The following is a 21,193-nucleotide window of genomic DNA, read 5'->3' on the forward strand; positions in this document are numbered from 1 at the left end:
GGCTACCGGTCGAGCGCCTCGAGGATGGGGGTGTCGCCGGCGGTGAACCGGACGAAGCGGCCGACCGTCGCAGGGGTGCGCACGGCCTGCGCGACGACCATCGCGACGTCCGCGCGCGAGACCTGCGAGGCCGCGCCGCCCGGGACGTCGTCGGCGCCGTCGAGCCCGTCGGCACCGTCCCCGACGATGCGGATCGCGCCGGTCGGGTCGTCGTCGGTGAGCGTGCCCGGCCCGAGGATGGTCCAGTCGAGGTCGGTGCCGCGCAGGTGGTCGTCGGAGGCGAGCTTGGCGTCCGCGTAGGCGAAGAAGCTCGAGTCCGGGTCGACGCCGTGGTCCGGCACGGACCCGATCCACGAGACCATCAGGTAGCGGCTCACGCCGGCGGCCGCGGCGGCGTCCATGGTGCGGCTCGCGGCGTCCCGGTCGACGGCGTAGGTGCGCTCCGGGTCCCCGCCGCCCGCCCCGGCGGACCACACGACGGCGTCGAACCCGCCGAGCGCGGCGGCGAGCTCGTCGACGGAGGAGTGCTCGACGTCGAGCAGGAGCGGCTCGCCGCCCAGGCGGCGGACGAGCGGGAGCTGTTCCTCGGCGCGCACGATCCCGGTCACGGCGGCGTCGTGGTCGACGAGGATCGGGACGAGCAGCCGGCCCACCTTGCCGTGGGCACCGACGAGGGCGATCTTCATGCGGCGGACTCCTGTCTGCTGGCGTCGAGATCGACCCGAGCGGGCGAGATCGACCCTCAGGGGACCGATCTCGAGACGGTCAGGTCGATCTCGCGGTGAGGATCCCACCGTGCTCTGCCGAGGCCGACGCCGCCACCCGGGACGGCGTCAGGGCGCCGGAAGGCGTCAGGGGCACTGTCGCGCGTTGGGCGCCGCGGCGAGCGTCACGGTCGCCGACCCGCGGAGGAGGTCGCCGCCCGCAGGGTCCTGGGCGCACACGGTCCAGCCGTTCGACGCCCCCGGCAGGGTGCCCGCGCCCGGGTTGCGCGCGTCGACCACGACGACGCTCGCGGCGCCGCGCTTCTCGAGGTCTGCGCGTGCCTGCTTGAGCTTGGTCTCCACGAGGTTCGGCATCGGGAACGCGGGCTCGATCTCGACCGAGACCTCGACGCCGTCGGACCCGCCGGGCGGGACCGGAGCACCCGGCCCGGTGGTCGGGGAGCCGGTGGGGTCGTCGGTGGGCTCGGTCGTCGGGCCGGGCGTGGGGGCCGCGGTCGGGATCGCGGTGGGCGACGGCGTCGGCGTCCCGGGACCACCGGGCAGCGCCTCGGCGCGGCACCCGGCCAGCGCCGCCACGGCCACGGCGGCGAGCACGACGACGCGCGCGCGCCGCGGCACCGTCGTGCCGGCGCGAGCCGCGCGGTGCGCTCCGCGCTGCTGCGAGAGGTTCTTCTGCGTTCGGTCCGTCGTCGTCGACGGTGCCGTCGTTCGTCCTGCCACCACACGTGCCCCCGGTTGCCCCTGCAAACTTGCCTGCGTCTTCGAGGGTACGTGACGGTCGCGCCGGGTGCGGCCGGGGGAGGCGTCGAGAGCGGGTGATCCTCGGGGCGCCTCAGCCGCGGCGGGGCGTCGTGCGCTTGGGCGGCCGGACGGTCGGGACGTCGCCGACGATGGGGATCGGGCGACGGTGGAACGGGAACCCGTAGCGCGTGACCAGGCCGGCGAGCGTCGTCAGCCGGTTGCGCGGCCCGATGAGCCCCATGATGTGGACGAACAGCCACGCGAGCCACGCCACGCCGCGCGTGAGGCGCAGCCTCCCGACGACCTCGGCGATCGCCGCGCGCCGGCCGATGACCGCCATGGTGCCCTTGTCGAAGTAGCGCAGGGACGTCGTCGGGCGCCCGGCGATCAGCGCCTCGATGTTCCGCGCGACCTGCTCGCCCGACTGGATCGCGGGCTGTGCGAGCTGCGGCAGCCCGGCGGGCGAGATCGCGATGTCGCCCGCCGCGAAGACGCCCGGCAGGCCCTCGACCTGGAGGTCGTCGCCGACGACGACACGCCCGCCCTCGCCGCGCGGCAGGCCCCAGTCGTCGACCTCCTCGTGCGGGTGGACGCCGGCCGACCAGACCGTGAGGTCGGAGCGGATGCGCGTGCCGTCGGTGAGCACGACGGCGTCCGGCAGCACCTCCGCGACCCCTGCCCCCAGGTGCAGGCCGACGCCGCGGCGGCGCAGCTCCTCCGCCGCGTACCGGCGCAGCCTCGGGTGGAACGACTTGAGCACCTCGCCGCCGCGTTGGACGATCTTCACCTCGAACGCGTCGCCGTGGATCTCGGGGTAGGCGGGGCGCAGGCCCGCGGTGCGCAGCTCGGCGAGCGCCCCCGCGACCTCGACGCCCGTCGCGCCGCCGCCCACGACCACGACGCGCAGCCCCTCGTCGGTCCCGGGGTTCGCCGCTGCCTTCTCGAGGCGGATGAAGAGCGTGTCGCGGATCTTCATCGCCTGGGACCGCGAGTACATGGGGAACGAGTTCTCCTTGGCGCCCGGGGTGCCGAAGAAGTTCGCCGTGACGCCGTTCGCGACGACGAGGTAGTCGTAGTCGACCCACTCGTCGTTGAGGAGGTGGATGCGCCGCGCCTCGTGGTCGATGCCGACGAGGTGCTCGTGCACGACCCGCACGTTCTTCTGCTTGAGCCGCAGCCCGCGCAGGAAGTAGGTGACGTCGCCCGGGTTCAGCCCGCCCGTCGCGACCTGGTAGAGCAGCGGCTGGAACGTGTTGTAGACGCGGCGGTCCACGAGCGTCACGCGCACGGGCGCCTTGGCGAGCCCCTTGACGACGGCGAGCCCGGCGAACCCCGCGCCGACCACCACGACGTGCGGCAGGGAGTCGGGGGCTGCCGGACCAGGCGCAGCGGTGACGGGCTCGGGCACGGGGCCTCCTCGGGGCGACGGGGTGGGAGAGCGCCGGTGCCCGCCCGCCTGCGTCGCGGACGTCGCCGACGACGTCTGCCAGGTTACGGCGAACCCCGCCCCCGCGCCGAACAGGGCGCTGTGGGGCGAGGTAGAGCCGTGGTCGCGCGAGGTAGAGCCGTGGTTCTTGTGCTCGACGGCGTGTGGTTGCGTTGGGTGGTCGGGGTGGGTGGTGGTGCCGCGTCTACCATCCGCCGCTCGTTCCTCGCGGCTCCCGCCAGGCCCGCCACGACGCGGCACCACCACCCACCCCGCCCTACGTCGTCTCACCCTGGTCCTTGCTCACCCGGGGGACCGCAGAACCCGCATGACCAGGGCTCTCCTTCGGCGGGCCTGGGTTCTCCTTCGGCGGACCACGGTTCTGCTTCGGCGGACCCCGGTTCTACCTCGGCAGTCGCCGGGTCGTCGCCGGGTGTCAGGCGCGGTGGTGCTCGACGTCGTCGCGGTCCAGGAGGTCCTCGCGGACGACGCGGCGCAGGACCTTGCCGATCTGGGAGCGTGGGAGCTCCGGCACGACGGCGAGCGTGCGGGGCAGGGCGTAGCGGGCGAGGCGCTTCTCGCCCCACTCGCGCACGGCGGCGAGGTCGACGCGCGGGGGCGAGGCGGCGTCGTCCGCGTCGTCGAGCACGACGACGGCGGCGACGTGCTCGTCCGAGCCGCTGCCCGGCACGCCCACGACGGCGACGTCGCGGACGCCCGGCATCCCGCGCAGGTGGTCCTCCACCTGGGAGGGGTACACCTTGAAGCCGCCGGTGACGATCATCTCCTTGATGCGGTCGACGAGCGTGACGAGGCCGGCGTCGGGGCCGTCGAGCGCGACCCGGACGACGTCGCCGGTACGCAGCCAGCCGTCGTCGAGGAGCTGGTGCGCGGTCTCCTCGGGGCGGTTCCAGTAGCCGCGGAACACCTGCGGGCCGCGCACGAGGAGCTCGCCGCGCACGGTGCGGGGCGCGGCGGGGTCGTCCGTGGGCTCGGGGTCGGCGTCGCGCAGGTCGCCGGCGTCGAGCGCGTCGGCGTCGACCACGCGGATCTCGGTGCTGGGGAAGGGGAGGCCGAGCGTGCCGGGGCGGCGGTCGTCGGAGCACGGGTTGCCGAGCGAGATCGGGGACGTCTCGGTCATGCCGTAGCCCTCGATGAGGAGCCCGCCCGTCGCGTCCTCCCAGCGCCGCGCGGTCTCGGCGGTGATGGGCATCGCGCCCGCGAACGCGAGGCGGATCGAGGTGAGGTCGGAGCCCGCCCCGGTCGTGTCGGCGGCCGCCGTGACGATGCGGTCGAACATGGGCGCGACGCCGGGCAGGAACGTCGCGGGGCGGCGCGCCTGCGCGGCGACGAACGCCTGCGGGTCGAACTTGGGGAACGCGACGAGCGTCGCGCCGATGCGCGCGGGCAGGGTGAGGCAGAACGTCAGCCCGAACGCGTGGAAGAAGGGCAGCACGCCGTAGACGGTCTCGGCACCCTCCTCGAACGTCGCCCACGCCTGACCCTGCACGACGTTCGCGACGAGGTTGCGGTGCGTCAGCACCGCGCCCTTGGGGGTGCCCGTGGTGCCGCCGGTGTACTGGAGGAGCGCGACGTCGTCGGCGCCCGGGTGGGGGAGCGCCGGCGGGAGCGCCCGCGCGCGCCGGACGAGGTCGTGCCAGTCGGGGACGCCCGCGGGCACGGGCCCGCGCAGCGCGTCGCGCTGGGCCCGCGCGCGGGCGACGGGCAGGCGGAGCGCGAGGCGGCTCGCGCGGGGCAGGTCGCGCGCGATGTCGAGCCCGACGACGGTGCGCAGCCCGGGCGCGTGCGCGCGGGCCTCGAGCACGGCGGGGACGGTCTTGGTCCACACGACGGCGACGCTCGCGCCGGAGTCGGAGAGCTGGTGGGCGAGCTCGTCGGCGGTGTACGTGGGGTTGTGCTCGACCACGACGGCGCCCAGGCGCTGGACGGCGTAGAACGCGACGACGTGCGACGTGCTGTTGGGCAGCACGAGCGCGACGCGGTCGCCGTGGCGCACGCCGAGGTCGTGCAGGGCGCTCGCGGCGCGCTCGACCTGCGCGACGAGCCGCGCGTAGGTCGTGGTCTCGCCGAAGAAGTCGACCGCGACACGGTCCGGCCAGCGCTCGGCCGCGCGGTAGAGGGCGGCCGTGACCGGCTCGTCGGGGATCTCGACGTCCGTCGGGACGCCGGGAGCGTAGCGGTCGGTCCACGGCCTCGTCGCCAGAGTGTTCACTACGCCACCGTAACCTACGGTTGCGTAGGTTCTGTGCGGCCTCGGTGCCGAGCAGGAGCGGACGGCGCGCGGCGAGGCGTCATCCCGCCAGGACGCGGTCGAGCGCCGCCCGGCCCGCGGGCCCCCAGCGGGCCTTGCCGCCAGGAAGGCCCCGGTCCCCGTTCTGCCCCATGAGCAGGAGGAAGAGGGCCTTGAGCGCCGCCAGCCCGCGCGCGCGGCGGACCGTCGCGTCGTCGGCGCGCGCGTAGGCGTCGAAGAACCGCGCGGCGGTGCCGGCGGGCAGCAGCACCCAGGCGGCGGCGAGGTCCCACGCCGGGTCGCCGGCGAACAGGTCGCCGAAGTCGACGACGCCCGCGAGCGTCCCGTCCGCGACGACGACGTTCGCGGGGTGGAGGTCCCCGTGCACCCACACGGGCGGCCCCTCCCACGCCGGGGCCGCGACGGCGTCGGCCCAGACGGACCGGACGGCGGCGGCGTCGTCGGGGGCGACGGCGCGCAGGAACCCCTCGAAGCCGTCCGTCGCGTCGCGGGGGTGGGCGCCCCGGTCCGTGGACGTCGGCGCGTCGGCGGGCGCCCCCACGTGCAGCGCCCGGAGGAAGCCCGCCAGCGCGTCGGCGGCGTGCGCGCCCCGCGTGATCGTGCCGTGGTCCAGCGGCTCGCCGGGGACCCAGGTCATGACCGTCCAGTGCCGCGGGAGGCGCGCGGACGGCTCGCCGCACCGCACGGGCGTGGGCACGGGGAGCGGCAGGCGCGGCGCGAGCACGGGCAGCCACCGCCGCTCCTTGAGCTGGGGCTCCGGTGTCGGGTCCATGCGCTGCACCCGGACGGCCAGGTCGTCCCCGAGCCGCCACATCTGGTTCCCCCAGCCGCCCGCGACCTCGCGGAGCGGCAGCCCGGCGAGGTCGGGGTGCTGCTCCTCCAGAGCCTCGCGGACGAGGTCGGCGGTGGTCCCGGTCTCCGTGGCGCTCATGCGCGCCCACGGTACCGACGCGTCGGCACCTACGCGGCGACGTCGCCCTTCAGCGGGTCCCGGCCGGCGACGGAGTGCCGGTAGCCGTAGATCGCGTAGATGACGAGACCCACGACGACCCAGCCGAGGAACCGGAGCCACGTGAGCGTCGTGAGGTTTGCCATGAGCCAGAGGCACGCGACGCCGGACACGATCGGCAGCACGGGCGACCACGGCACCTTGAACGAGCGCTGCAGGTCGGGCCGCGAGCGGCGCAGGATCGGGATGCCGAAGCTCACGAGGACGAACGCGGAGAGCGTCCCGATGTTGATCATCTCCTCGAGCAGCTCCACCTGGGAGAGCCCGGCGATGAGCGCCACGACGATGCCCACCCCCACCTGGAGGCGGACCGGCGTGTGGTACCGGTGCGAGGTCCGCGAGATGCCGCGGGGGAGGAGCCCGTCGCGGCTCATCGCGAACACGACGCGCGTGAGGCCGAGCAGCAGCACCATGATCACCGTCGTCAGCCCGATGAGGATGCCGACGGAGATCACGCGGCCGGCCCAGTCCGCGCCCACGAGGATGAACGCCGTCGTGAGCGACGGCGCGTCGGACTCCGCGAGCTCGGTGTACGACACCATGCCCGTCACGACGAGCGTCACGAGGATGTACAGGACGGTGACGATCGCGAGGCCGCCGAGGATGCCGCGCGGGAGCGTGCGCTGCGGGTCCTTGGCCTCCTCGGCCGTGGTCGCGACGACGTCGAACCCGATGAACGCGAAGAACACGAGCGCGGCGCCCGCGAGCAGGCCCATGACCCCGTACGTCGTGGGCTCGAGCCCCGTGAGGAAGCCGACCAGCGGCTGCTCGAGCGCCGACTGCTCCGGCGCGGGCTGGGCGGGCGGCACGAACGGCGAGTAGTTCGAGGCGTCGACGAAGAAGAACCCGACCACGATGACGAACAGCGTGATGCCGACCTTGATGACCGTGAACACGCTGTTGACGCGCGTGCTGAGCTTGGTGCCGATCGCGAGCAGCGCGGTGAACACCGCGACGATGAACACCGGGCCCCACTCGAGGTCGACCGGACCGATCGGGATCGTCAGCGGCAGGTCGATGCCGAACAGCCCCAACGCGTCACCGAGGTAGACGCCCCAGAACTTCGCGATGACCGCCGACGCGAGCAGCATCTCCAGGATGAGGTCCCACCCGATGATCCAGGCGACGAGCTCGCCCATCGTCGCGTAGGAGAACGTGTACGCCGACCCGGCGACGGGGATCGCGGACGCGAACTCGGCGTAGCACATGACGGCCAGGGCGCACACGATCGACGCGATGACGAACGAGACGATGACGCTGGGCCCCGCGTAGTTCGCGGCGGCCGTCGCGCCGACGGAGAAGATGCCCGCGCCGACCGCGACCGCGACCCCGAGGACCGCGAGGTCCCAGGAGGTCAGGCTGCGCTTGAGCGAGCGTTCCGGGTCGTCGATCGCCGCGAGCGAGTCCTCGACGGACTTGCGACGGAACAGGCCGGTCCTCGTGGCCACGGGTTCGCCTCCCCGGCGTCGGTGACAGGTCCGTCCATTGAACCGGTCCCGCGCCGACGTCGCGCGGTGGCGGTCCGGTCGCCCGTCCCCGGCCGGCGACCGTCAGGCCGGGTGCCAGCGCGCTCCCCAGCGGCGGGTCAGGCGGCCGCCCGACGTCGCGGCGTGGGCGCGCACCCCGGCCTCCACCGCGTCGGCGACCGCGTGCGCGGCCGCGTCCGTGTCGGCGAGGAAGCGGACGGTGACGCGGGCCTCGCCGCGCACGACGCCGACGTCGTACGCCTCGACCGTCGTCAGGGCGCGCGCCGCCGCCGCGGCGGCGGGGAGCACGGCCTCGGGGTCGGCGCCCGGGCGCAGCAGGCCCACGGCGAGGGTCACGCGGTACGACGGCACGGCTCAGCCGAGCTCCGGCAGGCCGGCCTCGTCGCACGGGTCGAGGTCGACCGGGCCGGACACGTCGAGGCGGACCAGGTCGCCGTCGGCGGTCACGCGCACCGACCACCCCGCCGGGTCCGTGGCCTCGACCGAGGCGGACCCGCCGTGCTCGGCCTCGACCACGTCGGACGGCTCGCCGAACCCGTGCTCGTCGAGCACCGGGGCGATCGCGTCGGGGACGTCGGCGAGCAGGCCGTACGCGTCCTCGCCCCCCGGCGTGGCCCGGGCGTCGGGGAGGAAGACGACGCAGCGACCGTCGTCCTGCGCCGTCGCCGTGGCGCCCCCGTCGTCGTCGGTCCAGCCGTCCGCGCCGTAGACGTCGTGGACGGCAGCGAGGACGTCCTGGCGGGTCTGCTCGTACGCCGTGACGGCGTCCGGCGCGGGCGGCTCCGCCGGCTCGTCGGCGCCGCACGCGGCCACGGTGGCGAGGGCAGCCAGCACGAGCACCACCCCCGCGGCCCGCGCGGGCGCGCTCTCGCGCCGTGTCGTGGCCTGCTCCGTCATGGGTCCCCCTCGGTCGTCGCGTGCGCGTCCGCGGGGGACGCTACCAGCGCCGTCGGACGCGCGGCCCGCCGCGTGGATGGGGAGCACGACCCATGGACCGGCGTGGGCGCGCGGCGGTACGGTCTCGGCGACCTGCGGGCGAGGGGGAGACATGAGCGGGATGTACGGGGCGGACGTCGCACAGCTGCGACAGCTCGGACAGCGGTTGTCCGAGGCCGCCGACAGGCTGACGTCGCTGCGCGGCGAGCTCGACGCGCTGGTGACGTCCAGCCCCTGGGAGGGGCCGGACGGCGACGCGCTGCGCGGTGAGTGGTCCACGTCGCACGGCCCGGCCGTCGCCGCGGTCGGAGCGGTCCTCGGGGACGCGGCGACCGCCGTCGTGCGCCAGGCCGACCAGCAGGAGAGCGCGAGCACGGACGGCGCCGCCGGATCCAATGGCGGCGGGTCCGGCGGGGGCGGCGGCGACCGCAGCACGCCGGGCGAGGACGGCGACCGGCCCGGCGACCCGGACCTCACCGACGACCTCGGCGACTACGAGGACGTCCCGCCGATCGACCTCGAGAACGAGGACTTCTCGATCGACGACATCAACCAGGGGCAGGTCGGGGACTGCTGGTTCCTCGCCGGCCTGGGCGCGGTCACGACGACCGACCCGAACTTCCTGCGCGAGCACATCCGGCTCAACGACGACGGCACGTACACCGTGACGATGTACAAGGACGGCGAGCCGGTCGAGATCGTCGTGGAGCCGACGGTGCCGGAGAACGGCGTCGGCGGCCAGAACGGCGAGCCGAACTGGGTCTCGATCTACGAGAAGGCGGCGGCCGAGTACTTCGGCGGCGACTACCAGGACATCGACGGCGGCCACTCCGACGACGCCTTCGAGGCCATCACGGGCCGTCCGGCCGAGCGGTCGGGCGAGCTCAGCCTCTCCGACATCCAGGACCGGTTGAAGGACGGGCCCGTCGCCGTGGGCACGGAGGACGACGACGCCTTCTGGTTCTGGGAGGACGAGGTCGACGACAGCCGCATCGTCCCCAACCACGCGTACGTCGTCACCGAGGTCAAGGAGGTGGACGGCGAGCTGAAGATCCACGTCGTCAACCCGTGGGGACCCGGCGGCGGGATGCTGGACGGTGAGCAGAAGGTCGGCGACCTCTGGCTCACCGAGCAGGAGTACAAGGAGAACTTCGACTCGGTCTACACGGGAGGCTGACGCATGGCAGGCAACGACGAGGTGCGCCGGGCGCGGGTCCCGCAGGGGGCGCAGGCGGAGTTCGCCGACGTGCGGGTGGGCGTGATGCGCGTCGGCGTCGGCGCAGGGCGCGCGCTCGCGCAGCTCGCGGTCCGCTCGCCGCGCGGCGAGGACGTCCTGCGGGCGGACCTCGGGGACACGATCGACCTGCACGGCGCGGGCATGCTCCACGTCGACGACGTGGAGGGGGAGCCAGGGACGTCGAGCGGCGCGGTCACGTTCACGTTCACGCCCGCCTGAGCCGCGCGGTCGGCGCCGGCGCTCAGCCTGCCGCGTCGGCGGAGAGCACCGCGACGAGGAAGTCGGCGTCCGGGGTCCACGGGCGCAGGTCCCACGTCGCGAGGGCGAGGTCGAGGTGCAGCCCGGCCTCCTCGGCGTCGGCGAGGAACCGCTCGGGCGAGTAGCCACGCCCGGTCCCGAAGCCGACGACGGCCCGTCCGCCCGGCGCGAGGTGCGCGCGGAAGCGGCGCAGGACCTCGACCTCGGTCCCGGGCGCCAGGAACGTCATGACGTTGCCCGCGCAAACGACCGCGTCGAACGGCTCCGTGACATCCTCGGACGGCAGGTCGAGCTCGGCCAGGTCGCCCACGCGCCAGTCGGGCCCCGGGTGGTCGGCGCGCGCGGCCTCGATCAGCACCGGGTCGACGTCGACCCCGACGACGGTGTGGCCGTGCGCGAACAGCTTCGCGCCGACGCGTCCCGGCCCGCACCCGGCGTCGAGCACCCGTGAGCCACGGGGCAGCATGGCGTCGACCAGCCGCGCCTCGCCCGCGAGGTCGGCGCCACGGGCCGCCATCGCCCGGAACCGCTCGACGTACCAGGTGGAGTGCGACGGGTCGGCGGCGGTCTTCTGCTCCCAGCGCGAGGGACGGGTGGCGCTCATGCCGACGACGCTACCCGCGCGGGGTGAGACCGGTCCCGTGACCTTGGTCCCCGGTGTCCTCCGCCTCGGCGCGCTGCGAGAATCGGAGGATGTCTCCCGCCGCACCGCCCGCCGCACCGCCCGCCGCACCCGGCACCGCGCCCGTGACCGACCTCGCCTCCAGCGCCCCGACGGGCGAGGTCCTCGCCGTGTGCCGCGTGCACGCGCTCCTGCCCGACGCGGGGCCCGTCGGCGTCACCGCGATCGACAAGCGGCCCGTGGACGGGCCGGTGAAGGTGCGACGCCTCGGTCTCTACGCCGACCTCCAGGCCGACCGGGCGAACCACGGCGGCGAGGAGCAGGCCGTGTACGCGTACGGGCAGGACGACGCCGACTGGTGGGTCGGGCAGCTCGAGCGCGAGGTCCCGCCCGGCCTGTTCGGGGAGAACCTGCGCGTGCGAGGCATCCCCGTGAGCGAGGCCGTCGTGGGGGAGCGCTGGTCCGTCGGTACCGCGCTGCTCGAGGTCACCCAGCCCAGGACGCCGTGCTCGACGTTCGCGCGCCGGCTCGGCGAGGACAAGTGGGTCAAGCGCTTCACCGCCGCGAACCGGACGGGCGCGTACCTGCGGGTCGTGCGCAACGGCGAGCTGCGCGCGGGGGACGCGGTGACGGTGTGCTACCGGCCCGAGCACGGCGTGACCCTCGCCGACTGGTTCGGGGCGTGGAACGCGCGCGGCGCGGACCCCGAGCGCGCGGTGGACGTCGCGCGCCGCCTCATCGTCGCGCACCTCGAGGGCGACGTCGCGCTGACGGACGAGATGCTGGCCCGCGCCGAGATCGCGGTCGGGCGGGGCATCGAGGACTGACGCGTCAGCGCTCCGCGCGCGGGATGCGCGGGGCGCGCGGGCCGCGGGGCGGCTCGTTCGGCGGCCACTCGCCGTCGTCGGAGCCGTCGTCGGCGGTGAAGAGGAGGTCGTGCAGGCGGACCTGGACGTTCTCGACGTCGGGGACGTCGTGCAGGTTCAGCCCCGGCTTGTCGGTCGCGTCGGAGATGACGAGCGTCCCGCACCCGAAGATCCGGTCGATCGGGCCCTTCTCGTAGTTCACGTCGTTGATGCGGTACAGCGGGATGTCGCGTCCGGTGCGCGTGATGATGCCCGAGCGCATCGCGATGCGCTTGTTCGTCACGGTGTACTCCGTGGTCCGCCAGCGCAGCCACGGCACCAGCACCCAGACGATCGCCGCGACGAGGGCGAGGCCCGCGACGACCCAGCGGACGACGTCGTTCGGGACGAGCACGACCGCCACGACGACGACCGCGACGAGGGCGACCAGCAGCACGAACGGCCAGAACAGCGCCTTCGCGTGCTCCTTGAGCTCCATGACGACGTGCTCGCCCTCGGTGAGGTGCTTCTCGCTCAGACCCATGGGCAGCATGGTGCCACCTCGCGGTCCGCGGGGGGAGAGCCGTCCCGCCGTCGGCCGTCCCGGGGGTCAGTCCTGTGCCGAGAGGTTCCAGCCCTCGATCGTGCGCAGCCCGTGCCCGTACCCCAGCAGGCAGATCGCGGCGGTGCCGAGCTCGAACCGCGCTCCCAGGCCGGGGTCGACGCCGAGCCACACGGTCGCGAGGACACGGAGCAGGTGCCCGTGCGCGAACAGGACGACGTCCTCGCCACCCTGCAAGGTCGGCTCGACGCGCCGGAGCACGCGCCCGGCCCGGTCGGCCACGTCCGTGAGCTCCTCGCCCCGGTGGCCGTTCGCCGCCGCGAGGACGTTGACGCCGTCCCGGAAGATCAGCCACTCGTGGCCCAGCTGCTCGCCGACGTCGACCGCGGTCCGTCCGTCGACGGGACCGTAGTCCCACTCGGCGAGGTCGTCGTCGGTCTCCGAGTCCGGGAACCCGGCGAGGTCGGCGGTGCGTCGCGCGCGCTGGCGCGGGCTCGAGAGCACGACGGCGGGGCGTCGACCCCGGCGGTCGGCCCACCGCTGGAGCCACACGCCGGCCGCGACGGCCTGCTGCTCGCCCGCGACCGTGAGGGGGATGTCCGACCGGCCGGTGTGGCGGCCGCTCGCGCTCCACTCGGTCTCGCCGTGGCGCACGAGGACGAGCTGCGGGTCGGGGACGGTGTCGGTCGCGGTCACGGGTCGGCCTTCCTGCGGGGGTCCTCCAGCAGGATCACCCGGGGACGCCCGGGGCGCGCGTCGGGGGTGTCAGCCGGGGACGCCGTCGACGCCGTTGATCGCAAGGAACACGACGAGGGCGCCGAGCAGGACGACGGCGATCCCGGTCGCGACGAGCAGGACGGTGCGGGGGCGGACGCGCACGGGGACTCCGGAGGTCGGGGGTGGGACGGTCGACCCCATTCTCGCGCGCCGGGGTGGGTGGTCCCCGTTAGCGTCGGTACGGACACGGAGGGGCGGCGACGACGCCGCCGGGGAGGGGGGACGAGATGGTGCACGAGACGGCGGACGGGGAGATCGCGTACGGGAGCCCGGAGTTCGACTGGTCGATCCTCACGGTACCGACGGCGCTCGCGGTCGTGCGCGGCCAGCTCGGGTTCTCGTGGCTCGAGGTCGCGGAACGGCTCGCGACCCTCACCCAGGCGGAGCTCGAGTGGGAGCCCGGCCCGGACTCGTTGCGCGTCGTGCGGCGCCGCACCGAGCGCACGCCGCGCACGCTCGGCGTCGGCGACTGGGTGATGGAGTGGCCGGACGGCCCGGACTCGTCGCAGCCGCGGACGATCGGGTGGCTGGTCGCGCACCTCACCGAGGCCTTCTTCGAGCGGTGGGAGTGGACGTTCGGACCCCACGAGCGCCGTCGCGACGCGGTGGCATTCTCGGGCGAGGTCGGTGCCGCCGTCGCGGGGCTGCGGCACGAGGTGGACCGGTGGCGGGCGGGGGTTGACGCGCTGCCGGACGAGGGGGCGTTCACGGTCGGGCTCAGCCAGGCGACGGAGATCGACGCGCAGTCGCCGTTCGTCCACCTCGTCGCGCACATGAACCGTGAGCTGATCCACCACGGCGCGGAGATCATGGTGCTGCAGGACCTCTACCGTGCGGCGAACGTCACGCCCTGACGCTCGGCCCGGGGGGAATCGTGCGGTCATCCAGATGGTTGAACGGTCACATGACGACGAACAGCCCCGCCGCGACGGACGCGACGGCCCCCACCGTGAAGATCGACATCTGGTCCGACGTCGCGTGCCCCTGGTGCTACGTCGGCAAGCGGCGCCTCGAGACGGCGCTCGGTCGGCTCGCCGAGGCCGGCGACGGCCCGCAGGTCGACATCGAGTACCACTCGTTCGAGCTGGCGCCGGACACCCCGGTCGACTTCGACGGCACCGAGGTGGACTTCCTCGCGGGGCACAAGGGCATGCCGCGCGCGCAGGTCGAGCAGATGCTCGGGCAGATGACCCAGCTCGCCGCCGCCGAGGGTCTGAGCTACGACTTCGACGCGCTCCAGCACACCAAGACCCTCACCGCCCACGAGCTGCTGCACCACGCGAAGGCGCACGGCAAGCAGGTCGAGATGAAGGAGCGCCTCCTCAAGGCGTACTTCGAGGAGGGGCGGCACGTGGGGCGCGTCCAGGAGCTCGCGGACCTCGCGGCCGAGGTCGGGCTCGACCGCGCCGAGGCCGTCGCGGCCCTCGAGGACGGCCGCTACGCCGACGACGTGCAGGCGGACATCGACCAGGCGCGTGCCTACGGGATCAACGGGGTGCCGTTCTTCGTGGTCGACGGCCGGTACGGCGTCTCGGGCGCCCAGGACCCGGCGGTCTTCGTCCAGGTGCTCCAGCAGGCCGTCGCGGAGCGCGACGCCGCCTGACCTGTCCGCTCTGCGAGACCAGGTTCGGAGAGCGACGTATCTCACACCCCGGTGCGGTGGACCTGCGACTCGGTATCACCGAGACTGGGATGCAGCCCGCACCGACGCCGGCTCCACACGTGCACCGGCGCCCGTGATTCCCACGAGGAGGCCTCAGATGACCGACACCACGACGAACCTCTACCACTCCATCGCGAACCCGCGCCGCACCACGCTCATGAGCGTGAGCGCCGCGGACGCGGCCGCCCCGCACCGCGAGACCGCGCCGTCGCTCAAGCTCGTGGGCGCGGACGACGCCGCGGTCTGCGTCGACGGGGTGTGCGCGCTCCCCGAGTAGACCCGTGAGCGCAGGAAAGAGTCGCCGGAACGCCAGGTTCCGGCGGCTCTTTCGTGTCTTCAGGGAGGCGCGTGGCCGTCAGTTCGACCGGTGGTCCTGGATCGAGAGGCGCGGCCCGCGCCGAGGCGCGTGCGCCCTGCCGGAGAGCTCCAGGAGCCGGACGACGCGATAGCGGTGCGGGGAGTACGGCGCGAGGAGCTCGAGCATGCGCTCGTCGTCGACGCGCTCGCCGACGAGCGCCCAGCCGACCGCCTTGGCGAGGTGGTAGTCGCCCACGGACACGGCGTCGGCGTCGCCCAGCGCGCGCTGCGCGACCTCGGCCGCGGTCCACACGCCCACGCCGGGGACCGCCTGGAGCCGGGCGTGCGCGGCGGCGGAGCCCTGCGCGTCGAGCAGCGCGCCGCACTCCTCGAGTCGGCGGGCGACGCGCGCGGCCGCGACCACGGTCCGCGCACGACCCGGGTCGACGTTCGCCCGGTGCCAGTCCCACGACGGGACGCGCGCCCACGTGGCGGCGTCGGGCACGACGAGCATCCCGGCGTCGCCCGCGGGACCGGGTGCGCGCTCGCCGTACCGGCGCAGGAGCCAGCCCCACGACCGCCACGCGGCGACCGTCTGGACGCGCTGCTCGAGGATCGCGGGGACGAGCGCCTCCAGCACGCGACCGGTGCGGGGGATGCGCAGCCCGGTGCTGCGCCGGTGCGCGTCGCGCAGGGGCGCGGGCGGGACGAAGCCGGTGTCGTCGTCGTGCTCGCCCAGCAGGTGGGGGAGGGCGTCGAGCGCCTCCTGGGCGCCCGGTCCCCAGGCGTGCCCGACGACGTCGCGCGGCCCGGTCTGGGCGAGGCGGCAGGTCGCGGGGCCGGCGGGCATCCGCGTCGTGCGCCAGACGTCCCCGGACGGCGTGCGGCGGAACGTCGGGTCGTAGGGCCCGCGGGAGAGCCGCCCGAGCGTGAGGTGCAGGTCCAGGGGTCGGTCCGACCGGACACGCCGGACGAGCGCTCCACCGACCACGGCGCGCGGGCTCGGCAGGACGGTCACCGGACCATCGTCCCACCCGCCGCCGACGGCCGAGCACGTCGTTGCGCGCCGTCGAGCACGACGTTGATGTCGTTATCCGCTCGATAGCGACACCAAGGTCGTGTTCGGCGGGTGAGGGGTCAGTCGAACAGGGTGTCCATGTCCCACGCGGGCTCGGGCGCCGGCTGCCTCGGCGCCGGGGCGTGCGTGGCGACGGGTGTGGCGGCGGGCACCCGGCCCGCGGGGCGCGTGGGGTCGCCGAGCTCAGGGACGAGCGTGCCGTCGAGGTCGCCGCGACCGGCGGCCCAGTCCTGGGCGGCGAGTCCCGCGAGCTGGTCGGCGCGCTCGTTGAACGGGTCGCCGACGTGGCCGCGCACCCAGCGGAACCGCACCGGCCCCGCGCGCTCGGTGATGACCCGGTCGATCGCCTGCACGAGCTCGAGGTTCTTCACCGGCTGCCCGCCCGCGGTGCGCCACCCCTTGCGCTTCCAGGCGACGACCCACTCCGACGCGCACTTGATGGCGTACTGGGAGTCGGACTCGATGAGCAGCGGCTCCGCGCCCGGGTGCGCGCGGACCGCCTGGAGCAGCGCGGTCAGCTCGGCGACCTGGTTGGTCCCGCTCACGGCGCCGCCGGAGTCGAACGTGCCGTCGTGGTTGATCCACGCCCACCCGATGGCGCCGCCCGGGTTGCTCAGGCACGAGCCGTCGGTGCTGACAGTGATCACAGCGCTCCTCGATCACGGACGTCCCCGCCCGCCGGCTGCGGCGCGGGGAGGCGAATGCGTCGAGCCACATTGTCCCCCGGACCGGAGGGTCGTGGGACCACGCGTCCGCGGGCGGCTGGTCGGGGTCGCCTCAGGGGAGAACCGGGGGGATACCCCATGGTGCCGGGCGTGCGTGCGGTCAAGGCTGGGACGCATGGTCGCGTGGGTCGTGGAGCTGTGGGGACAGGTCGAGGCGTGGCTGCTCGCGCTCGTCGACTCCGTGTGGGCGCTGCCGACGCTCTTCGCGACGACCGCGGGCGACGGGTTCTTCCCGCCGATCCCGGGCGAGACGGTCATCGTGATGCTCGCGGTGGGCGCCCAGTCCGGCGGGGGCGTCGCCTGGGGGCTCGTGCTGCTCGTCGCGGCGCTCGGCGCCTGGTGCGGCGACCAGCTCGCCTACGCGCTCGGGCGGGCGCTGGGCACGCGCGCGCTGCCGGCGCTGCGCGGCCCGCGGGGTCAGCGTGCCGTCGCGTGGGCGACGCGGTCGCTCGACCGACGCGGGGCGTCCGTCGTCCTGGGCGCGCGCTTCGTCCCCGTCGGGCGGACGGCGGTCAACGTGACGGCGGGGGCCGTGGGCTTCTCGCGCCGCCGCTTCATGGCGCTCTCCGCCGTCGCCTCGGTCGCCTGGGCCACGTACTCGGTCCTCATCGGCACGCTCGCCGCCGCCTGGGTCGGCGACAGCCCGCTCCTCGCCGTCGTGGTGGGGGTCGTCGGCGGGATCCTCCTGGGCGTCCTCGTCGACACCGTGGTCCGCCTCCGGGCGGCCCGCCGGGAGCGGGACGCCGTGGTGCCGGGGCCCGTCACGAGCCCGGTGCCCGGTGACGGCACCCCGGAGACGGACCCCGCGCTGGTCGCCTGCCCCGGCCCGGCGCGGTAGGGCCTGGTCGCACGCCGGTCGTCCGCAGGGCGAAGCAGGAGGGCCCCGGTCGACGACCGGGGCCCTCTTGTGCGTCAGCGGGTCGGTCAGGACACGCCGAGCAGGTCGATCACGAAGATCAGCGTCTTGCCGGACAGGCGGTGGCCGCCGCCCGCGGGGCCGTAGGCGAGCTCCGGCGGCACGACGAGCTTGCGCCGCCCGCCCACCTTCATGCCGGGGATGCCCTGCTGCCAGCCCGCGATGAGGCTGCGCAGCGGGAAGTTGATCGACTCCCCGCGGTTCCACGAGGCGTCGAACTCCTCACCCGTCTCGTACTCGACGCCGAGGTAGTGCACGTTCACGGTCGCGCCCGGCGTGGCCTCCGGGCCGTCGCCGACGGTGATGTCCTCGACGACGAGCTCCGTGGGCGCGGGGCCCTCCGGCGCGTCGACCTCGGGGCGGGACAGCTCGTTCTCTCCAGTGGTCATGCTCCGATCCAACCACGACGGCGGACGACGGGCGGGCCCGAGGTTGGGGGCGCCCGGAACACCGGTCGGGGGGACCCCCGGACCCGCGTTCGGCCGCGCGCAACACGGCGCGGCCGAAGATCGCCATCATGGAGGCATGTCCTCCACGCCTGAGCCGCACACCGGCCTGCCCGCCGGCACCCCGCGCGGGGTGCCGTCGGGCGCGGACCCGGCCCCCGCCGTCGGGCACCGACCGACCCCGCAGGAGATCCGGCGGTGGCGCCGGTTCCTCGCCGACGAGCGCGCGGAGGCCGCGGTCTACCGGGACCTCGCGAGCCGACGGAGCGGGGAGGAGCGCGACATCCTCCTGGCGCTCGCGGACGCGGAGAAGCGGCACGAGCGGCACTGGCTCGACCTGCTCGGCGACGACGTCGGCAAGCCGCTGCGCGGCGACTGGCGCACCCGGACGCTCGGCTGGCTCGCGCGCCGGTTCGGCGGCGTGTTCGTCCTCGCCCTCGCGCAGCGCGCCGAGGCGCGCTCGACGTACGACACCGACGCCGACGCGACACCCACGATGGCCGCGGACGAGCGGATCCACGAGGAGGTCGTGCGGGGGCTCGCGACGCGGGGGCGCAACCGCATGTCGGGGACGTTCCGCGCCGCGGTGTTCGGCGCGAACGACGGGCTCGTGTCCAACCTCGCGCTGATCCTCGGCATCGGGGCGTCGGGGGCCTCGAACAGCACCGTCCTCCTCTCGGGGCTCGCCGGCCTGCTCGCGGGCGCGCTGTCGATGGGCGCGGGGGAGTACGTGTCGGTGCGGTCGCAGCGCGAGCTGCTCGACGCCTCGACCCCCAGCCCGCAGGCGTCCGCCGCGCTGCCGGACCTCGACGTCGACGCGAACGAGCTCGCGCTCGTCTACCGGGCGCGCGGCATGGCACCCGCCGAGGCCGAGGACCACGCCGCCGACGTCCTCGCGACGTACACGCAGCAGACCGTCATCGCCCCGCCGCCCAGCGCGGACGAGCACGAGACGCACGGCACGGCCATGGGGGCGGCGGTGTCGTCGTTCCTGTTCTTCGCGTCCGGCGCGCTCATCCCCGTGCTGCCCTACCTCTTCGGCCTCACGGGGTTCGTCGCCGTGGGTGTCGCGGCGCTCCTCGTGGGGATCGCGCTCCTCGCGACCGGCGCGACGGTCGGCCTGCTCTCGGGGACGTCGCCGCTGACGCGCGCGCTGCGGCAGATCGGCATCGGCTTCGGCGCGGCGGCCGCGACCTACCTCCTCGGCCTGGTGTTCGGGGCAACCGTCGGGTGAAAACGGACGCTCCCGGTGGTGAGCGTCACACGGGCATGCCTACCGTGACCCCGGGACGGGCCTGTCGGCCCGCCGTTCGCTGCACCGACGACCCACGGGGCACACGATGGACGCGACGCACGACGCGCAGGGCAGGCGCGCACCAGCCGCCCGTCGCTGGCTCGTGCGCGCGCTCGTGGCCGGTGGCGGTCTCGGTGCCGGCCTCGCGTTCGCCGTCGCGACGGCGGGTGGGGCGTCCGCCGCGGACGACCCGCTCGGGCTCGGCAAGGCCCTGTCGCCCGTGACCTCGACGGTCCAGACCGTCGTGGACCCGGTCGTGCAGGAGGTCGTCAAGCCCGTCGTGCGCGACGTCGTCGCCCCCGTCGTCCAGCCGGCCGCCCCGGTCGTCGAGAAGGTCGTGACCCCGGCCGCGCCCGTGGTCGAGGAGGTCGTACGACCCGTCGCCCCGGTGGTGGAGCAGGTGGTCACACCGGCCGCCCCGGTGGTCGAGCAGGTCGTGGCGCCGGTGGCACCCGTCGTGCAGCCCGTGACCGACGCCGTCGCGCCCGTGACCACGCCGGTCCTCGACGCGGTCGTGCCGGCCGCGACGCCGGTGGTCGAGGCGGTCGCCCCGGTGGTGAACCCGGTCCTCGAGACCGTGGCGCCGGCGCTCGACCCGGTCGCGCCCGTCCTGGAGGCGCTGACCCCGGTCCTCGACGTCCTGGCGCCGGTCACCGACCCTGTCCTCGGTCCCGTCACCGGGCCGCTCACGCCGCTGGACCCGCTCGCGCCCGTGCTGCCCGAGGCGCCCGGGCCGGGCCCGGAGGTTGCGGGCCCGTCCGATCCGGCGGAGCCGGGAAGCTCCGCGCCGAACACTCCTGACCCCGGCCCGGCGGCTCCGTCGGCGTCGGCCGGCGTGCCCCCGTCCGCACCGGCGACCGGAGTGGATCGCGCGGGCCCGACCGCGTCGCCCGGCGCCCGGTCCGGCGCGCCGCAGCCAGGGCTCGACGGTGGCGTCCTCCTCGCCGCGGTCGACGCTCCGCCGGGCACGGTCGCGCCTGCGGGCGGTCCCGCGTCACCCGGCGGCATCCCCGCCGACGGCGGCCTCGGTACCACGCCCGCGCCCTCCGGCAGCGCGCAGCGCGCCGGGTCGGGCGGCGACCTCGCGGCGGTCGGCCACGGCGCCGACGCCCCCTCCCTCTCGTCCTGGACCGCCGTCGTGGACGACGCGCGGTCGAAGCACCCCTCGACGTTCTTCGAGGTCCCCGTCTCTCCTGCCTGAGGTGGTCCGTCGCCGCGCGTCGCGCGGCAGACGCGACCCGGCGCCGTCGTGCGCCACCACCTTTGAGCAGGAAAGAGACCGATCATGCACACCTTCGTTCGGCGCGCGCTGCGCACAGCGCTCGTCACAGGCGGCCTCGTGGTCGTCGGGGCCGGAGCGGCCCACGCAGCCGAGGGCGACCTCCTCGGCGACCTCGGGCTGGACGTCTCGGTCGAGGCTCCGCTGAGCCAGGTGACCGAGGTTCTGCCCGACGTCTCGGTCGACGTGCCCGTGCACGTCCCCGTGACCGTGTCCGACGTCGCGGTGGGCGCCCTCGGCGACGCGACCGTGACCTCGACCGCCGCGCCGGCCGCCGAGCCGGCGCCCGCTCCGGAGCCCGCCCCGGCGGGTCCGGCGGACATCGACGTGGACGTCCCGGTGACGGTTCCCGTCGACGTGTCGGGTGTCGCCGTCGGCGTCCTGGGCGACGCCGCGGTGGCGCCGGCCGCGGACCCGGAGCCGGCGCCCGCACCGGCTCCCGCCCCCGCGCCGACGCACGCGGAGGACGTGGACGTCGACGTGCCCGTGACGGTTCCCGTCGACGTGTCCGGCGTCGCGGTGGGCGTCCTGGGCGACGCGGCGGTCACGCCGGCCCCGGCGGCTCCGGCCGCCCCGGCCGACGGTACCGACGACGGTG

General features: G+C 75.1%; 23 protein-coding genes and 1 pseudogene. 10 read left to right on the forward strand and 14 right to left on the reverse strand.

Annotated features, from left to right (window positions below; all coding sequences use genetic code 11):
* Window positions 1-2: 2 nt before the first annotated feature.
* The 8 genes from FB00_RS02365 to FB00_RS02400 form a co-directional block, all read right to left on the reverse strand.
* On the reverse strand, window positions 3-686 hold the full coding sequence (locus FB00_RS02365) for an SDR family oxidoreductase (protein WP_047231148.1): 684 nt from the start codon (window positions 684-686) through the stop codon (window positions 3-5).
* Between the two features lie 165 nt (window positions 687-851).
* A complete protein-coding gene (locus FB00_RS20855) occupies window positions 852-1,445 on the reverse strand; it encodes a PASTA domain-containing protein (protein ID WP_052877377.1) in 594 nt (197 codons plus the stop codon).
* Window positions 1,446-1,557: 112 nt separating this feature from the next.
* On the reverse strand, window positions 1,558-2,874 hold the full coding sequence (locus tag FB00_RS02375; RefSeq protein WP_197088717.1) for an NAD(P)/FAD-dependent oxidoreductase: 1,317 nt from the start codon (window positions 2,872-2,874) through the stop codon (window positions 1,558-1,560).
* A 454-nt stretch (window positions 2,875-3,328) separates the two neighbouring features.
* Window positions 3,329-5,125 carry an AMP-binding protein gene (locus FB00_RS02380; protein ID WP_047231149.1) on the reverse strand — a complete coding sequence of 599 codons (1,797 nt, stop codon included), beginning with the start codon at window positions 5,123-5,125 and terminating at the stop codon, window positions 3,329-3,331.
* Between the two features lie 79 nt (window positions 5,126-5,204).
* Entirely contained in the window at window positions 5,205-6,095 is an 891-nt protein-coding gene (locus tag FB00_RS02385) for an aminoglycoside phosphotransferase family protein (protein WP_047231150.1), read from the reverse strand.
* Window positions 6,096-6,124: 29 nt separating this feature from the next.
* Window positions 6,125-7,621: an amino acid permease gene (locus FB00_RS02390; RefSeq protein ID WP_082140872.1), complete on the reverse strand. Its 1,497-nt coding sequence runs from the start codon at window positions 7,619-7,621 to the stop codon at window positions 6,125-6,127.
* Window positions 7,622-7,723: 102 nt separating this feature from the next.
* A complete protein-coding gene (locus FB00_RS02395) occupies window positions 7,724-8,011 on the reverse strand; it encodes a hypothetical protein (RefSeq protein WP_047231151.1) in 288 nt (95 codons plus the stop codon).
* Window positions 8,012-8,014: 3 nt separating this feature from the next.
* Window positions 8,015-8,557, reverse strand: coding sequence for a hypothetical protein (locus FB00_RS02400; RefSeq protein ID WP_047231152.1), 543 nt, complete (start codon window positions 8,555-8,557; stop codon window positions 8,015-8,017).
* Between the two features lie 151 nt (window positions 8,558-8,708).
* On the opposite strand from FB00_RS02400, the gene FB00_RS02405 reads away from it, so the two are divergent.
* Both FB00_RS02405 and FB00_RS02410 read left to right on the forward strand, forming a co-directional pair.
* Window positions 8,709-9,773, forward strand: a complete 1,065-nt coding sequence (locus FB00_RS02405; RefSeq protein ID WP_156186267.1) for a C2 family cysteine protease — start codon at window positions 8,709-8,711, stop codon at window positions 9,771-9,773.
* A 3-nt stretch (window positions 9,774-9,776) separates the two neighbouring features.
* Complete coding sequence (locus FB00_RS02410) at window positions 9,777-10,052, forward strand: hypothetical protein (RefSeq protein WP_047231154.1); 276 nt, start codon at window positions 9,777-9,779, stop codon at window positions 10,050-10,052.
* 22 nt (window positions 10,053-10,074) lie between these two features.
* Here FB00_RS02410 and FB00_RS02415 read toward each other — a convergent pair whose 3' ends face one another.
* A complete protein-coding gene (locus FB00_RS02415) occupies window positions 10,075-10,695 on the reverse strand; it encodes a class I SAM-dependent methyltransferase (protein ID WP_047231155.1) in 621 nt (206 codons plus the stop codon).
* A gap of 89 nt (window positions 10,696-10,784) precedes the next feature.
* Between FB00_RS02415 and FB00_RS02420 the strand changes: the two genes are divergently transcribed.
* On the forward strand, window positions 10,785-11,540 hold the full coding sequence (locus FB00_RS02420; protein ID WP_082140874.1) for an MOSC domain-containing protein: 756 nt from the start codon (window positions 10,785-10,787) through the stop codon (window positions 11,538-11,540).
* A gap of 4 nt (window positions 11,541-11,544) precedes the next feature.
* On the opposite strand, the gene FB00_RS02425 is transcribed toward FB00_RS02420, so the two are convergent.
* Window positions 11,545-12,102 (reverse strand): PH domain-containing protein, encoded by a 558-nt coding sequence (locus FB00_RS02425; RefSeq protein WP_047231321.1) that lies wholly within the window; start codon window positions 12,100-12,102, stop codon window positions 11,545-11,547.
* A 66-nt stretch (window positions 12,103-12,168) separates the two neighbouring features.
* Entirely contained in the window at window positions 12,169-12,816 is a 648-nt protein-coding gene (locus tag FB00_RS02430) for a histidine phosphatase family protein (RefSeq protein WP_047231156.1), read from the reverse strand.
* Between the two features lie 308 nt (window positions 12,817-13,124).
* Between FB00_RS02430 and FB00_RS02435 the strand changes: the two genes are divergently transcribed.
* From FB00_RS02435 to FB00_RS02445, 3 genes are all read left to right on the forward strand, one after another.
* Entirely contained in the window at window positions 13,125-13,751 is a 627-nt protein-coding gene (locus FB00_RS02435) for a DinB family protein (RefSeq protein WP_047231157.1), read from the forward strand.
* A gap of 50 nt (window positions 13,752-13,801) precedes the next feature.
* Window positions 13,802-14,500, forward strand: a complete 699-nt coding sequence (locus FB00_RS02440) for a DsbA family oxidoreductase (RefSeq protein WP_047231158.1) — start codon at window positions 13,802-13,804, stop codon at window positions 14,498-14,500.
* Between the two features lie 157 nt (window positions 14,501-14,657).
* Window positions 14,658-14,837, forward strand: a complete 180-nt coding sequence (locus tag FB00_RS02445; RefSeq protein ID WP_047231159.1) for a hypothetical protein — start codon at window positions 14,658-14,660, stop codon at window positions 14,835-14,837.
* A gap of 78 nt (window positions 14,838-14,915) precedes the next feature.
* Here the strand turns inward: FB00_RS02445 and FB00_RS02450 are convergent, their stop codons facing one another.
* Together FB00_RS02450 and FB00_RS02455 are read right to left on the reverse strand one after the other, a co-directional pair.
* Entirely contained in the window at window positions 14,916-15,875 is a 960-nt protein-coding gene (locus tag FB00_RS02450; protein WP_231581665.1) for a DNA-3-methyladenine glycosylase family protein, read from the reverse strand.
* A 119-nt stretch (window positions 15,876-15,994) separates the two neighbouring features.
* Window positions 15,995-16,582, reverse strand: coding sequence for a ribonuclease H family protein (locus tag FB00_RS02455; protein WP_047231160.1), 588 nt, complete (start codon window positions 16,580-16,582; stop codon window positions 15,995-15,997).
* Between the two features lie 193 nt (window positions 16,583-16,775).
* Between FB00_RS02455 and FB00_RS02460 the strand changes: the two genes are divergently transcribed.
* Window positions 16,776-17,498 (forward strand): DedA family protein, encoded by a 723-nt coding sequence (locus FB00_RS02460; protein WP_047231161.1) that lies wholly within the window; start codon window positions 16,776-16,778, stop codon window positions 17,496-17,498.
* A gap of 86 nt (window positions 17,499-17,584) precedes the next feature.
* Here the strand turns inward: FB00_RS02460 and FB00_RS02465 are convergent, their stop codons facing one another.
* On the reverse strand, window positions 17,585-17,965 hold the full coding sequence (locus FB00_RS02465; protein ID WP_047231162.1) for an FKBP-type peptidyl-prolyl cis-trans isomerase: 381 nt from the start codon (window positions 17,963-17,965) through the stop codon (window positions 17,585-17,587).
* 136 nt (window positions 17,966-18,101) lie between these two features.
* On the opposite strand from FB00_RS02465, the gene FB00_RS02470 reads away from it, so the two are divergent.
* From FB00_RS02470 to FB00_RS02480, 3 genes and pseudogenes are all read left to right on the forward strand, one after another.
* Window positions 18,102-19,256 (forward strand): VIT1/CCC1 transporter family protein, encoded by a 1,155-nt coding sequence (locus FB00_RS02470; RefSeq protein ID WP_082140875.1) that lies wholly within the window; start codon window positions 18,102-18,104, stop codon window positions 19,254-19,256.
* Window positions 19,257-19,362: 106 nt separating this feature from the next.
* A complete protein-coding gene (locus FB00_RS22955; RefSeq protein WP_052877378.1) occupies window positions 19,363-20,517 on the forward strand; it encodes a hypothetical protein in 1,155 nt (384 codons plus the stop codon).
* An 84-nt stretch (window positions 20,518-20,601) separates the two neighbouring features.
* Window positions 20,602-21,193: pseudogene (locus FB00_RS02480) on the forward strand (hypothetical protein); the annotation flags it as partial.

This window comes from Cellulosimicrobium funkei (assembly GCF_001019615.1).
GTDB classification, from domain to species: Bacteria; Actinomycetota; Actinomycetes; order Actinomycetales; family Cellulomonadaceae; genus Cellulosimicrobium; species Cellulosimicrobium cellulans_E.